Source organism: Leisingera sp. F5 (assembly GCF_001593695.1).
The window spans coordinates 1-1317 of the sequence record NZ_LUKH01001054.1; the positions used below are offsets into that span (position 1 = coordinate 1).

The 1317-nt window shown below is 63.2% G+C and carries 1 protein-coding gene; it reads right to left on the reverse strand.

Features of this window, described 5'->3' with window-relative positions; translation table 11 throughout:
- The coding region (locus tag A2I95_RS38785) for a 3'-5' exonuclease (protein WP_291737708.1) at positions 1-1317 on the reverse strand (1317 nt) is incomplete at both ends.

Genomic DNA, 1317 nt, shown 5'->3' on the forward strand with positions numbered 1-1317 from the left:
GACGAAACGGGCGACCACTTTCTTGGTGCCGGCCTTCTCGAAATCCACTTCCAGCTTGTCGCCCTCGATGCCTGTAATGGCGCCGTAACCGAACTTTTGATGGAACACGCGTTCGCCCAGGGTGAAGCTGGACGTCGCAGTTAGGTCGATCACCTGATGCTTGCTTTCCTTGGGCTGCGACATCCCGCGCTCGCCTGCCCGCGCTTGCATCCGCTTCCAGCCGGGGGAGTTGTAGCCATCAGCCTGAGCCATTTTCTCTTCGATGGTGGAGCGGACCTGACCGCCGCCCATAGTGCCGCCCGGTGCTGCCGCGCCGTAGCCGCCGCCGTAAAGGCCCGGAGGGGTCAACACCTCGACATGCTCCTCCGGCAGCTCATCAATGAAGCGGGACGGCAATTGCGACTGCCATTGGCCAAACACCCGGCGGTTGCCGGCAAAGGAAATGGTGCAGATCTGCTCGGCGCGGGTTATGCCGACATAAGCCAGGCGGCGTTCTTCCTCGAGGCCTTTCTGGCCGCTTTCATCCATCGAGCGCTGCGAGGGGAACAACCCGTCCTCCCAGCCCGGCAGGAAGACCGCGGGGAACTCCAGGCCCTTGGCCGCGTGCAGGGTCATGATCGAAACCTTCTCGTCCGCATCCTGCTTGTCGTTGTCCATCACCAGGCTGACGTGCTCCAGGAAACCCTGCAAGTTCTCGAAAGACTCCAGCGCCTTCACCAGTTCCTTGAGGTTTTCCAGGCGGCCGGGCGAATCCGGGTTCTTGTCGTTCTGCCACATGGCGGTGTAGCCGCTTTCATCCAGGATGATCTCGGCCAGTTCCATATGGGTGATGTCCGCGTCGCCGGCCATATGGCCCCAGCGGGCAATACCCTCGACCAGCTGGCGCAGGGCGCCGCCGCCCTTGCCCTTGATCTGGCCAGCCTCAACGGCCAACCGGGCGCCTTCGACCAGCGAGACGCCGTTTTCGCGGGCAATGCCCTGAATGGTCTGCTGCGCCTTGTCGCCAAGGCCGCGTTTCGGCGTGTTGACAATGCGTTCAAACGCCAGATCGTCATCCGGGGAGACCACAACGCGAAAATAGGCCATGGCATCACGGATTTCGAGCCGCTCATAGAACCGCGGGCCGCCGATCACCCGGTACGGCAGGCCGATGGTCAGAAACCGGTCCTCAAACGCACGCATCTGGTGCGAGGCCCGCACGAGGATGGCCATGCTGTTGAGGCCGATGGGTGCCTGGCCGCGGGTGCCGCGCTGCATCGCCTCGATCTCTTCACCGATCCAGCGGGCCTCTTCCTCGCCGTCCCAATGGCCGATCAG